The sequence below is a fragment of the Lentibacillus salinarum genome (assembly GCF_042679865.1).
GTDB lineage: Bacteria > Bacillota > Bacilli > Bacillales > Amphibacillaceae > Lentibacillus > Lentibacillus salinarum.
Genome location: NZ_JBHTNH010000060.1, coordinates 41,125 through 53,501 on the forward strand (window position 1 = coordinate 41,125; position 12,377 = coordinate 53,501).

The 12,377-nt window shown below is 45.0% G+C and carries 15 protein-coding genes, 1 riboswitch and 1 other annotated feature; of the genes, 10 read left to right on the top strand and 5 right to left on the bottom strand.

Annotation, left to right across the window (positions count from 1 at the left end):
• Positions 1-225: 225 nt before the first annotated feature.
• Positions 226-449 (top strand) — a binding site (T-box leader).
• Positions 450-509: 60 nt separating this feature from the next.
• The 3 genes from proB to ACFQ4A_RS18435 all read left to right on the top strand — a co-directional run bounded on the left by proB (position 510) and on the right by ACFQ4A_RS18435 (position 4,040).
• A complete protein-coding gene (proB, locus tag ACFQ4A_RS18425) occupies positions 510-1,634 on the top strand; it encodes a glutamate 5-kinase (RefSeq protein WP_382402860.1) in 1,125 nt (374 codons plus the stop codon).
• Positions 1,631-2,878: a glutamate-5-semialdehyde dehydrogenase gene (locus ACFQ4A_RS18430; RefSeq protein ID WP_382402861.1), complete on the top strand. Its 1,248-nt coding sequence runs from the start codon at positions 1,631-1,633 to the stop codon at positions 2,876-2,878. The genes proB and ACFQ4A_RS18430 overlap by 4 nt, the downstream gene beginning before the upstream one ends.
• Positions 2,879-3,221: 343 nt before the next feature.
• On the top strand, positions 3,222-4,040 hold the full coding sequence (locus tag ACFQ4A_RS18435; protein ID WP_382402862.1) for a squalene/phytoene synthase family protein: 819 nt from the start codon (positions 3,222-3,224) through the stop codon (positions 4,038-4,040).
• A gap of 59 nt (positions 4,041-4,099) precedes the next feature.
• On the opposite strand, the gene ACFQ4A_RS18440 is transcribed toward ACFQ4A_RS18435, so the two are convergent.
• Positions 4,100-4,555 (bottom strand): hypothetical protein, encoded by a 456-nt coding sequence (locus tag ACFQ4A_RS18440; RefSeq protein WP_382402863.1) that lies wholly within the window; start codon positions 4,553-4,555, stop codon positions 4,100-4,102.
• Positions 4,556-4,797: 242 nt separating this feature from the next.
• On the opposite strand from ACFQ4A_RS18440, the gene ACFQ4A_RS18445 reads away from it, so the two are divergent.
• The gene (locus ACFQ4A_RS18445; protein WP_382402891.1) at positions 4,798-5,544 is read left to right on the top strand and encodes a MerR family transcriptional regulator; all 747 of its coding nucleotides are present in this window, start codon (positions 4,798-4,800) and stop codon (positions 5,542-5,544) included.
• A gap of 220 nt (positions 5,545-5,764) precedes the next feature.
• Here ACFQ4A_RS18445 and thiE read toward each other — a convergent pair whose 3' ends face one another.
• The 4 genes from thiE to thiW are packed head-to-tail and all read right to left on the bottom strand — an operon-like array spanning position 5,765 to position 8,452.
• Positions 5,765-6,370, bottom strand: a complete 606-nt coding sequence (thiE, locus tag ACFQ4A_RS18450) for a thiamine phosphate synthase (protein ID WP_382402864.1) — start codon at positions 6,368-6,370, stop codon at positions 5,765-5,767.
• A 3-nt stretch (positions 6,371-6,373) separates the two neighbouring features.
• The gene (gene thiM / locus ACFQ4A_RS18455; protein ID WP_382402865.1) at positions 6,374-7,144 is read right to left on the bottom strand and encodes a hydroxyethylthiazole kinase; all 771 of its coding nucleotides are present in this window, start codon (positions 7,142-7,144) and stop codon (positions 6,374-6,376) included.
• Positions 7,145-7,948, bottom strand: coding sequence for a bifunctional hydroxymethylpyrimidine kinase/phosphomethylpyrimidine kinase (gene thiD, locus ACFQ4A_RS18460; RefSeq protein WP_382402866.1), 804 nt, complete (start codon positions 7,946-7,948; stop codon positions 7,145-7,147).
• 12 nt (positions 7,949-7,960) lie between these two features.
• Positions 7,961-8,452: an energy coupling factor transporter S component ThiW gene (gene thiW / locus ACFQ4A_RS18465; RefSeq protein ID WP_382402867.1), complete on the bottom strand. Its 492-nt coding sequence runs from the start codon at positions 8,450-8,452 to the stop codon at positions 7,961-7,963.
• A gap of 95 nt (positions 8,453-8,547) precedes the next feature.
• A riboswitch (TPP riboswitch) is annotated at positions 8,548-8,664 on the bottom strand.
• 234 nt (positions 8,665-8,898) lie between these two features.
• On the opposite strand from thiW, the gene ACFQ4A_RS18470 reads away from it, so the two are divergent.
• The 6 genes from ACFQ4A_RS18470 (at position 8,899) to ACFQ4A_RS18495 (ending at position 12,016) form a co-directional block, all read left to right on the top strand.
• The gene (locus ACFQ4A_RS18470; RefSeq protein ID WP_382402868.1) at positions 8,899-9,324 is read left to right on the top strand and encodes a DUF4064 domain-containing protein; all 426 of its coding nucleotides are present in this window, start codon (positions 8,899-8,901) and stop codon (positions 9,322-9,324) included.
• A 196-nt stretch (positions 9,325-9,520) separates the two neighbouring features.
• Positions 9,521-9,790, top strand: a complete 270-nt coding sequence (locus tag ACFQ4A_RS18475; protein ID WP_382402892.1) for a YhdT family protein — start codon at positions 9,521-9,523, stop codon at positions 9,788-9,790.
• Complete coding sequence (gene panF, locus ACFQ4A_RS18480; protein WP_382402869.1) at positions 9,787-11,232, top strand: sodium/pantothenate symporter; 1,446 nt, start codon at positions 9,787-9,789, stop codon at positions 11,230-11,232. The genes ACFQ4A_RS18475 and panF overlap by 4 nt, the downstream gene beginning before the upstream one ends.
• Positions 11,233-11,417: 185 nt before the next feature.
• The gene (locus ACFQ4A_RS18485; RefSeq protein WP_382402870.1) at positions 11,418-11,708 is read left to right on the top strand and encodes a nucleotidyltransferase family protein; all 291 of its coding nucleotides are present in this window, start codon (positions 11,418-11,420) and stop codon (positions 11,706-11,708) included.
• Between the two features lie 34 nt (positions 11,709-11,742).
• A complete protein-coding gene (locus ACFQ4A_RS18490; protein WP_382402871.1) occupies positions 11,743-11,892 on the top strand; it encodes a HepT-like ribonuclease domain-containing protein in 150 nt (49 codons plus the stop codon).
• A gap of 4 nt (positions 11,893-11,896) precedes the next feature.
• Positions 11,897-12,016 carry a HepT-like ribonuclease domain-containing protein gene (locus ACFQ4A_RS18495; RefSeq protein ID WP_382402872.1) on the top strand — a complete coding sequence of 40 codons (120 nt, stop codon included), beginning with the start codon at positions 11,897-11,899 and terminating at the stop codon, positions 12,014-12,016.
• Positions 12,017-12,377 lie beyond the last annotated feature (361 nt).

The window sequence follows — 12,377 nt, forward strand, 5'->3', positions numbered from 1 at the left end:
ATCCATAAATTGACACTTTTTAACGATATAAAAAGTAGCTCACTTACGGTGGAGAAAATATAAAATCATATTTAGCGTGCTAAATCACATCATATTTAGTACGCTATTTTTTTACTGGTAAAACAACGTGTGAATGGATACATTATTCATTAAAGCTGTCATTCATGATAGTAAAAACCTTGACATTCCTTGACAAGTGGGACATAATAAATTTTAAATTAGAAAGATTCGGCGTTGATAGGGGTTAGTAAATAGTACCCGGAACGAAAGAGAGTGGAGTCCATCGGCTGAAAGATTCCAGCGTTTTTCAGGCTATTGAACCTACCCTTTGAGCTGTTGGGCGAATAACCCAACCGTTCTCCTGCGTTACGGGGAAGAGAGGGCATCATTGTTTTTTGATGCCAAAAAAAGGTGGTACCGCGGAACGTAGACTCTTTTCCGTCCTTTGCAACATTATGTGAAGGGCGGATAAGAGTCTTTTTTAGGTTGTAGAGGAAAGGGGTGATCCTATGGCAAAAAAACGAATTGTGGTGAAGATCGGCAGCAGTTCGTTAACGAATACAAATGGAGAGCTCAGCAAAAGCAAACTGAACGAACACGCAGAGGCATTGACATATCTAAAAAAGCAAGGCTATGAAGTCATCTTGATTTCCTCGGGAGCTGTTGCGGCCGGCTTTAGCGAGCTTGGTTATCCGTCCCGCCCCGTTACACTGGCAGGTAAACAAGCGACAGCGGCGGTGGGGCAAGGATTGTTGGTGCAGGCTTATACAGAGGCTTTCAAGGCACATGGAATCATTGCCGCGCAATTGCTGTTAACGCGAAATGTTTTTGTCAATCAAGCACAATACGGGAATGTTTACAGTACACTGACCGAGCTTTTAAAGCGGTCGGTTTTACCAATTATAAACGAAAATGACTCTGTTGCAGTTGATGAATTGACCTTCGGGGACAATGATATGTTATCTGCATTGGTCAGTGGCCTTGTCCATGCCGATTTTTTGATCATGTTGACTGATATTAACGGACTGTATGAGCACAACCCGAGGGTAAACCGCTTAGCAAAACGCTACGACTTTTTGCCTGCCATCACAGAGAAACTATTTTATCAAACCAACAGCGATTCGGGTTCAAAGTTCGGTACAGGTGGAATGAAATCGAAATTGTCAGCTGCACAAACCGCTCTATCACTCGGCGTTCACGTATTTGTTGGAACTGGCTCCGGGCAGGAAAAACTAATGCATATTTTGGATGGGAAAGGCGATGGCACCTATATCGGTGACAGCAAGACCCACAATTTAAGAAAGCCGAAACAATGGATTGCTTTTCACTCGCCAATTTCAGGAAAGATCGAAATCGATGACGGGGCGGAACGAGCGATTACTTCTAACGGAAAAAGTTTGTTACCGGCGGGAATCAAAGCATTTGAAGGCATCTTTGACGTAGGGGATGTGGTCGAAATCATCAACGCCAACAAAACAGTTATAGCGAGAGGCCAGGTGAATTATTCGTCCTCGGATTTGAACACGATCAAGGGATTGGCGAGCGATGAAGCCATGATAAAAACGGAGCGAAATCATCCAGAAGTGATTCACCGCGACCGATTGGTACTATCTTTAAGGGAGGAAATTCTATGAGCGAATTGATAACGAAAGCAAAAAAGGCAATGGCGTCTGCTCAAGTACTTGGCACTAAAACCACAGATCAAAAAAACGAAGCATTACATTTGATTGCTGAACAACTCATAAGTGAAACGACTTTTATCATCAACGAAAATGAAAAAGACATCGCAGGCGCTAAACAAAACGGTTTTCATGAGGCCCTGATCGACCGTCTTGTACTGAACGAACAAAGAATTCACGATATGGCGGATGCGCTCGAACAACAGGCAACACTAAGTGATCCCATCGGTGACGTGTTGGAATCATGGGATCGCCCTAATGGATTAAATATCGAAAAGGTCAGGGTTCCTCTGGGTGTGATTGGGATGATATATGAGGCAAGACCTAACGTGACGGTGGATGCTGCGAGTCTTTGTTTGAAAACTGGAAATGCGGTCCTTCTAAGAGGCAGTTCCTCAGCTCTTTATTCCAATAAGGCTTTTGTAGAAGTTATTCACCGCGCACTTGAACAATCGGACGTTCCTAAGGATGCCGTGGAGCTGCTTGAAGATACGAGCAGGGAGACAGCTGCTCGAATGTTCAAGCTGAACGAATACCTTGACGTTCTTATTCCACGCGGCGGACAAAACCTCATTCAAACCGTCGTGGAACAATCGTCAGTTCCGGTATTGGAAACGGGTTCGGGAAATTGTCACATCTTTATTGATGAAACCGCAAATGCACAAATGGCGATTGATATAACCGTCAACGCAAAGACACAGCGCCCTTCAGTGTGTAACGCTGCGGAAACGGTCATTGTACATGAAGCGTGGGCGAAAAACCATTTACTTGAGCTCGTTAAGACCCTCCAAGACCATCACGTTGAATTGCGGGCCGATGACAGAGCGCAGGAAATCGCCGGGAATCTTGTGCCGGCGAAAGAAAAAGACTGGGAAACTGAATACCTCGATAAAATCTTAGCCATCAAAATTGTTTCAAACGTTCATGATGCCATCGCACACATCAACCGTTACGGCACAAAGCATTCCGAGGCAATCATTACCGAATCGGACGACAATACGCTGAAATTTTTTAACGGTGTGGATGCGGCAGCCCTTTATCACAACACCTCGACGCGTTTTACAGACGGTTTTGAATTCGGGTTTGGTGCTGAAATCGGCATTAGCACGCAAAAATTACATACCCGCGGACCGATGGGTTTGCCTGCGTTAACCTCAACGAAATATATAATCCGCGGTGAGGGACAAATCAAAGAATAAGCCCACTAAACGTCCCTTGCAGTAGATAAAGTTGTTCCAGCCTTTAAAATTGGGGCTGGAACGATAACCATGTGGATTGTTAAACTAATAACCATCCTTTTGCTTGACCGTATGCGCGATTGTGGAAGAAGCGAGTGAAAATAAATAAAGGAAACAGCTCAGTTAACTGCAATTGAGCTGTTTTAATTTTAATTACAACTATCACACGCTAATTGTACTGTGTTTTTAAGTTTCTCCACGGTAAGTGAACGCCTTAGAGTACTCCTTTTTTTGTTTAATCATCGTCATATTATTTAGGCGATCTTTTTGGTATAATAGAGTTAGCATTAAGGAGGCGTCATGGTTGCGTGAAATAAAGAAGCTGCAAAAAGATGCGAATAATATATTGAAACAGACAAGCCGGACATTTTACATACCAATCACCTTGCTGAAATCACCACTGAATCAGACGGTCGGGTCGGCTTATTTGTGCATGCGTGCAGTTGATGAAATTGAAGATCATGAAGAGCTGGATTCAGAGGTTAAACAACATTTGCTCCGGTCGACGAGCAAGCTATTGAAGCAAGACTTTGACGATCAGGCGTACCGTCAATTGCTCAAGCCATATAAATCTCTCCTGCCTGAAGTGACACTGAGACTCGGCGATTGGGTCCGCCTCTGCCCGGATGGGATTGTGGCGAATGTCAAAGAATCGACAAGCATCATGGCCGCCGGGATGGCTGACTGGGCGGAAAAAGGCTGGAATATTAGGGATAAAGCTGATCTTGACGATTATACCTATTATGTTGCCGGACTTGTCGGCGTTATGCTGTCGGACATCTGGGAATGGTATGATGGGACAAAAACAGACCGGGAGCTGGCGATTAGTTACGGTCGGGGCCTTCAGGCTGTCAATGTTTTGCGGAATCAAGATGAAGACAGTGAACGCGGTGTCAACTTTGTGCCGGATGGCTGGACAAGGGAGGATATGTTCCGCTATACTGAAAAGAATCTGGCCCAGGCAGATGCATATATGAAAGACATCAACACCCGGACGATTAAACTATTTTGCCGAATTCCACTCGCTTTGGCCAAACGAACCGTCAAAGCACTGAAAGAAGGACGCGACAAAATATCGCGTGATGAGGTTGAAACGATTGTTGACGATATTAAAAACGAATGAAGGAAAGCCACTGTTCGGTTGAATAGTGGCTTTCGTTTTGATGATTTACTGGTGGCTCACTAGTAGCACTGAAACGATTGAATGTGATCAAGATCGACCCCATAGTACACCCATCGATTTCGTTGCCACCTGAATCCGGCGATTGACTGCCTGCCGATATATACAGGGAAAAACCAGAACGCATCCCATCTCAACCAAATATACGTAAATCGGAACAGACACCCCCTTATGGAACCCGGATCAACTGCGAAGGTGCTGAATCCACCCTGTGCCTGCTGTGTTTGCGGCTGCTGTGGTGTAAATGCTGGCGGCGGTGATGTGGGCGCGCTCATTTGTGACGGTCCACCTGGGAATCCCGGTATCCCTCCGCCTGATTGCCCGGGTGTTCCTCCAAATGGCGGTCCCCCGCCGGTCTGCCCGGGTGGTCCACCGAATGGAGGGCCTGCGTCTTGCCCGTCTCCCTGGAACCAGGGAAAATTATATAGTCTTGTATCATCATAAGGTGAATGGTTCATTGACATTCGCCTCCCCAAAAAATTCTTTCCCTTCACTATATGGGGATTCGTCTACTATTGATTGGGCTTATGAATAGATGCCTGTTCCGAAATTGATCCGACCGTCTTAGATAAAATACCGATCACGTCTCAAATAACTCGGCCGAATTGTATTTTATTCCGGCGCCTTTTAATATTTTTTGGCTAATTCCCATTGACTCTTACGTTACGTTATCCTTTACAGTAACCATTGAAGGGAGGTCATCCAGATGAAAGTGAAAGAAGTAGCCGAATTAGTTGGCATCAGTGTGCGTACACTGCATCATTATGATGACATTGGATTGCTCAAACCGGATACCACTGAATCAGGCTATCGGATTTATTCACAAAAGGATCTTGAATCATTGCAGCAGATACTATTTTTTAAACAGCTGGGCTTCCCTTTGAAGAAAATAAAAGCGATAATCAATAGTCCGTCATTTGACAGGGAGGAGGCATTTCAGATTCAGCGGAAGATGCTGCTGGAGGAGCGCGCCCGACTGGATCACATGATTGCGACGATTGATAAGACGATCCAGCATATGAAAGGGGCGATTTACATGAGTGATTTGGAAAAGTTTGAGGGCTTTGATTTCAGCAAAAACCCATACGAACAGGAAGCCCGCGAACGCTGGGGTGATGAAGCGGTTGATGAGTCGAATAACAAAATCAACAAGATGTCAAACGATGAACAGAAAGCATTGGGTGAAGAATTTGACCAAATTTATCGGGATCTTGCTGCAATCCGGCATCAAGCACCTGATTCGGATGAAGCACAAGCGGGCATAAAAGTCTGGTATGACTACTTGAATAAGATTGGCAACTATTCACTTGAAGCTTTCAAAGGGCTTGGTCAAATGTATGTTGATGATGAACGCTTCACGAAAAACATCGATAAGTATGGTGATGGTCTGGCCGAGTTCATGCGTGATGCGATGGCCGTGTATGCGGACCGGAATAATTTTGACTGAAGTTGTCACAGAATTGGCTGGTTTTCGGCCAGAATGTTCACAACCGCCCCTTCGCAGTATAAAGACTTTGTCGGAAATCCCGAAGTTCACAGTCAAAAACCCGATGTTCACAACTAAAAACCTGAAGTTCACAATTTTTGGCTGAAAGGGAGGAGAAGAATAAGGGTGGAATAAGGCAGAAGGGGCGAAGAGACTACCCCTTCTGCCTTTTCCATCGACTTCAAAGGTTTTGAACAGTAACCTCCACATTGTCAGCTTTCGTAATCGCTGAAATAACGGCAACCCCATCCGCCCCGGCGTTGATGACAGAGGCTGCGTTTTTTTCTGTAATCCCACCGATCCCGACAATCGGCATGTCGGGAAATTGCCGCTTTAATGTTTTAATCCACTTGGTGCCAACTGCTTGTTCGGCATCGTCCTTAGATGATGTTGCAAAGACTGACCCCGCTCCAAGATAGTCAGCTAACTCAATGGAACTGTTCTCGACCTCGGTTTGACTGGATACAGACAATCCAATTATTTTATCGGGAAACATCTTTCGCACTTCTTTAAGCCGCATGTCATCCTGTCCAACATGGATGCCGTCAGCGCCTAATCGTTCAACCAGATCAATATCATCGTTTACGAAAAACAAAACGTTATAACGCGTACAAATGTCGCGCAGTCTGCGCCCTAACGCCAATTTGTCTTGACCAGTTAGTGATCCTTCTCCTTTTTCGCGGAACTGAAAAGCTGTAATACCCGCTTGTGCTGCTTTTTCCAAAACATCCTCTGGTGTGTAGTTGCAGTTCTGACTACCCATGATAAAGTATTTTCTCAGGTTCATAAGCTATTTCCTTTCCAGCTCAGCAGGATCAAGTGACAGGGCATCGATGAAACGAGGGAGAAACGTTCCTGGGCCATTGACATCTGATCGTTTGGCTGCATGTTCTGCGGCCAATCCGTAAAATTCAGCAGCAGTCAGTGCTTGTTGCCCGATGGCTTCGTTTGTTGTCAGGCACGCCGTTAACACAGAACCGAGCAGACAGCCGGCCCCGGTGATTTTGCTTAAAAATGAATGGCCAGAGTCATTATGCAGCGTCGCACCATCCATACAAATGACGTCTGTTTTCCCGGTGACAATGGCGGTAGTCTGATACATTTCAGCCACCTTGGAAGCAATTTTATCGGCATTCCCGTCACCAATGGATTCGACACCTTTTGTTTCCCATGGGATTTCAACGAGGTGTGCGAGTTCACCAGCGTTCCCTTTAATCACGGTCGGCTGCACCTCATCCAGGATGTTTTTCACCGCTGTTGTCCGGAAAGGGGTTGCAGCAACACCGACTGGATCAAGCACGACCGGAATTCCTTTTTCATTGGCCGCTTTGCCTGCCTGAATCATCGACGGCAACTCTTGAGCAGTCAGCGTACCGATATTAAGTAGGAGACCATCGGCATTGGACGCCATGTCCGCCGCTTCTTCTTCAGCTTTTGCCATAACCGGGGCAGCGCCAAACGATAACAACCCGTTCGCTGAAAAATTCATGACCACTTGATTGGTGAGATGGTGGATAAGTGGTGTTGTTTCGCGAACCTTTTGAATGATGTTGTCGTTCATTTATGTCACCCTTTCCGTCCGGTGTACCCAATGGTTTGTCGGACCGCTTCCATGTCCAATTGAAAAGGCGCCCCTGATGGCTGCGGTTACAAAGTCTTTGGCCTGTTGAACAGCGTCAGATAATTTATAGCCTTGACTTAGATAAGCTGTGATGGCTGCTGAATAGGTACAGCCGGTGCCATGCGTGTTTTTTGTATCAATCCGCTCGGCTGAAAAGGTATGCATTTTTTCGCCCGCATATAAAAAGTCGACAGCCTTTCCTTGCATATGACCGCCTTTCACTAAGGCAGCCCCTGCACCGAATTCATGGACAATCCGTTTGGCAGCCCGCTGCATGTCTTCGGATGTTTCAATGGTTTCGCCAATAATCACTTCTGCTTCCGGGACATTCGGTGTGACCAATGTCGTCAATGGAAGCAAGCTTTCGCGCAGGTAATCGCGGGAGTCCTCTGAAATCAGCGTATCACCACTTGTGGTCACCATCACCGGATCCATAATATAAGGGATAGCTAATCCGGAGATTTTGTTGGAAATGGCATTCATGATATCGACATTCGCGAGCATACCAGTTTTGAATGCCTGAAACGGAATATCGGAAAGGACTGAATCCAATTGCTGTTTGATCATGGGAACCGTTATATGCTGTACATCTTGGACGCCCGTTGTATTTTGGGCGACAACGGATGTGATGATCGACATGCCATACGTTTTTAATTCCTGAAAAGTCTTTAGATCTGCCTGGATGCCAGCACCGCCACTTGGGTCGGTACCGGCAATTGTCAAGGCTGCGGGTATATGGTGCATGGTAAAGCCTCCTTATACGCGATTTTCCAATATGTTTGCCTGGTTCACTTTGGACACGATGAACCAGCCGATTAAAGCACCTGAAACACTGCTGACGAGAAACGATGGGATAAAGAAAAATGCCCCGGCCGAGCTGCCCAGTAGTATTCGTGCAAATGGCACAGCGAACAGTGACCCCATGATGCCGGTCCCGATTGCTTCACCAAGCGCGGCCATCCCTTTTCTGTTTGTTATCTGATAAAACCAGCCGGCGAGAAAAGCACCGACCATGCCGCCGGGAAAAGCAAGTAGCGTGCCCAGACCGAGCATATTTCGGAGCAGACCGATCATAAATGCGATAACAACGGCCGGTCCGGGTCCCAGTGTCACAGCTGCCATGACGTTGACGGCATGCTGCACCGGGTAAGCCTTGGCGACGCCCGCCGGGAACCATAAGAGCTGTGCTCCCAGCGTTCCAATAGCGACAAAAACAGCCATTGTTGTCAGTAAGCGTGTTCGTTTCAATTCGATTCGAGTCCCTCCTCTCATTAGGGGTGGGAGGAAATCATAAAAAAAGCCAGATCCATAGACTGGACCTGGCTTGAAATAGCTGAAATCGGTATGTCGTCAGACTACTTCCCTACGCTGGTCTTAACCAGATCAGGTCCGTAAGAGTCGGAAAGCTTAGAACGCCTTTCCTCTCAGCCCACGATTGCTGGGCACCCCTAGTAGTTCGCAAACTATTCTTTTATACATGTTAAGTGTAACAGAAGGGGAAGCGTTTGTCATGAGATTATTAAAATTTCACATCAAGTCTGGTAGAATGGAAGAATGCCGGGAGTCAGCTTGCTGTCATTGAACATGACATATATCGGTAAGACCGATCTGATTTATGGTACAATTGATAAAACAGTGGGCGTTGAATAAATGATTTTCCACGTCGCATAAGATGAAACGGAGGAGGTATTTATATGAGCAGAACAGGTGAAATCGTCTTAACCATCATTGGTGCCATTGTTTATTTTCTTTTTACAATTTTCGGCGGATTCATGGTATGGCTGTTTGGTAATGAGACTGTTTTAGATGAAACAACAGAAGAAATACAGCAGCCTGAAATTGCAGCCGGTGATATGGAAGCGGCCCTTGGAATGATGCAAGGGAGCGGCTGGTTTATTATCGCTCTTTCTGTGATTGCTCTGATTTTGGGTATTCTATCAATTTTATTCGTAAAAGGTAACAATAAACCAAAAGCGGCTGGCATTATTTTGATTGTGACGGCTGCAGTGTCTACTTTGATTACCTTTGGAACATTGATATTTGGTGGCATCTTTTATTTAATCGCCGGCATCATGTGCTTGGCACGAAAAGCCCCGCCACAAGCTAGTCCAACCGAATAAATGGTGAAAAAAGAGTGATTTCCCAGTGGTCACTCTTTTTTCGTGTGTCATTTAAGTTCTACTCTTGGATCAATTTTTTAAATATTTACAACCTGATGTACTATGTTATATTAATAGAGAAAAGTCGTAACTTGGCGTTTTTTGCTGTGAGGGATTTGAACTGTAAAAGGGGGCTCATTTAATGAAAGGGCAGAATATGTCGGATAGTGACCCACGTTACAAAATAGCTAACCGTGAGGCATTAATAGGGATTGGACTGGCAATTTTCAACTTTATCTGGTGGTTTGCCTTCGCATATGGTCTTGGCGGTAAGGACCCATCCGACTATACATATGTTTTCGGGCTGCCAGCGTGGTTTTTTTATAGCTGTGTGCTGGGGTTTGTTGTCATGGCTGTTCTGGTGACAATTGTCGTCAAAAAATGGTTTGTGGATGTTTCGTTTGATGAAGAGGGGAATGAAACATGAATTGGGAGGCATTAGTTCCGTTAATTGGCGTATTGTTAATTATATTTGGGGTTGGTGTGTGGGCCGGTAAATACATACGATCATCCAATACATTCATTCAGGATTATTTTCTCGGCGGCAGAAGTCTTGGCGGATTCGTTCTGGCGATGACGATGACGGCAACTTATGGCAGTGCCAGCAGTTTTATTGGCGGTCCCGGTACGGCTTATACCGAGGGGCTTGGCTGGGTGCTTCTGGCGATGACACAAGTATCGACCGGTTACTTCGTCCTGATGGTACTGGGGAAAAAATTTGCGATTGTCACACGGAAATATAAAGCACTGACAATGGTGGACTTTTTGAAAGAACGGTATCGCTCCAAATGGGTTGTCCTGTTTTCGGCATTCAGCATTATTATCTTTTTATTTTCCGCCATGGCAGCTCAGTGGATTGGTGGGGCCCGTCTGATTGAATCATTGGTCGGCATTCCATATACAACGGCATTATTCATTTTCGCGCTGTTCGTACTGATCTATGTGATCATCGGCGGTTTCCGGGCGGTAGCGCTGACGGATGCCATCCAAGGGACGATTATGTTTGTCGGGACCCTCATATTGCTGATCGCAACCATTATCGCAGGGGGTGGGCTTTCCAATCTCATGTCGGATCTTTCCGCAGAAAACCCGAATTTGATTACGCCATATGGTGCTGAGGGCACCCTTACACCGGCCTTTGTGTCATCGTTCTGGATACTGGTTGGCGTAGGGGTTGTGGCCTTGCCGCAGATCACCGTCAGGGCGATGTCCTATAAGGACTCCCGCTCTATGCATCGTGCCATCATTATCGGTACAATCGTTGTCGGTGTCATCATGCTGAATATGCATTTGATTGGTGTGCTGGCCAGACCGATATTACCTGGTATTGAAGTGGGCGATAAAGTCATGCCGCTTATTGCACTGGAAGTTTTGCCGAACTGGCTGGCAGGCCTTGTGCTGGCGGCTCCGATGGCAGCGATTATGTCAACTGTTGATTCGTTGTTACTGTTAGTGAGCTCATCAATTGTTAAAGATGTTTATCTGAATTACGTCGAACCGAAAGCATCACATAATCGGGTGAAGGGCCTCAGTTTCGGGGTTACAGCGGTCCTAGGAATTATCATTTTTCTGATGGCCCTCAACCCACCTGATTTGATTATCTGGCTGAACTTATTCGCATTTGGTGGTCTACAGGCGGCGTTTATGTGGCCGATTGTAATGGGACTTTATTGGCAAAAAGGCAATAAATACGGTGCGCTTGCTTCAATGATTACCGGCGTCGGTCTATATATTCTGTCGGATACATTCTTCCCGCAACCATTCGGATTGCATTCGGTCGTGCTGCCGGTCGTTGTCGCATTTTTTGCTTATGTGTTCGTAAGCCTGGGGACACAGGAAAAATCAGTTGGTGAGGAAGCGGGTTTATAGCAAATTTTTACAACTGTTTACTTGAGCGGAGCGCTGTAGATTGGGGCAAAATTGCTATAGTTCAGCTACGGGCATCGACAGAATGAGACTTTAGCAAATGGTATTGTATTGCAGTGTGTTCATATGGAAAAATTCATTAGAATAAAACCGTCAACGATTGTATAATAAGTATAGAGGTGTTAGATGTGTCGATCTATACAACGCTAAAAGATAATCGGGAGAAAATATTAATAAGTGCTAGGGAGCATGGTATTCAAAACTTAAAATTGTTTGGATCAGCCGCCAGAATGGAAGATCAAGAAGATAGTGACGTTGACTTCCTTGTAACCTTTGAAGACGACAGAAGCCTGTTTGATTTAATTAGATTTAAAAATGATGTGGAAGACATCCTTCATAGAGATGTGGATGTTGTGACGGAAAATGCTGTTCACCACAGTATAAGAGTTAAGATATTGAGTGAGGCAAGACCGCTATGAAAAATGATCGTATATATTTAATTTAACCCATATTTTGGAATGCATCCAAAGTATTGAATCCTATTTGCCAAATGGAAAGGAAGATTATTTTAGTTCAAAGATGACACAGGATGCCGTTATAAGGAAATTGGAAGTTATTGGGGAGTCAACAAAAAGGATTTCAAAAGAAATGAAATTGGAATAGTGATATGCCCTGGAGAGAGATGGCGGGGCTGAGAAATGTGCTCATTCATGAATACTTAGGCGTAGATAATGAAATCGTTTGGAATGTTGTAGAAAATGAGCTCCCAAAATTAAGAAAAATATAACAGACTTACTAAATAAATTCTGAACTGTGACTTGGTCGCAGTTCATTTATTTGCGAGCAGTGAATCAGAGGTTATTTGAAATACTGGCGTCAAGTTTTCAATCCAAAAACGAAAATATATCATCTATTAAAAAGGTGACATCAGGGAAGATGGTCGAATAAAAGGATTGATTTTCTTGGCCATAAATGTTTTCCAGAATAAATAAACCCTGATTTAAACCATATTTTTCAATGAATCTGCTCTGGTGATCAACAAGCAAATATTCCTGTTTTTACTGTTCGCAGGTTTGCGATTCTTGCTGACGAAATTGTGTTAACATGGTCATAGTACTTGTAGAGAATATAAATAGTGGGGGAGTGCC